The organism is Achromobacter sp. SIMBA_011, from assembly GCF_046535435.1.
Taxonomy (GTDB): Bacteria; Pseudomonadota; Gammaproteobacteria; order Burkholderiales; family Burkholderiaceae_B; genus Achromobacter; species Achromobacter dolens.
In genome coordinates, this window is record NZ_JAWRWN010001198.1 from 1 (window position 1) to 237 (window position 237).

Below are 237 nucleotides of genomic sequence, written 5' to 3' on the forward strand. Positions count from 1 at the left end.
ATTTCGATGGATTGGATATCTTACGTTTCTCACGCCACGATCTGGAGTTGCAAACTACAACAGGCGGTCAACAAATCCAACATTCCGACGAGAGACCCATGACGTCCTGCCGCACGCACGCTCCCGCCTATGTTCCAGAACCCCGCTTCCGCATCTGGTTTCTTCGCACGCATACCTGGGAGTATCACGTGCTTAGGGTGGCCATCTACGACCTCAAGCAGCTCATCGGCGCGCCCC

General features: G+C 55.7%; 1 pseudogene. It reads left to right on the plus strand.

Annotation, left to right across the window (positions count from 1 at the left end):
• Positions 1–98: 98 nt before the first annotated feature.
• Positions 99–237, plus strand: a pseudogene (locus tag SB816_RS34845) (SAM-dependent methyltransferase); the annotation flags it as partial.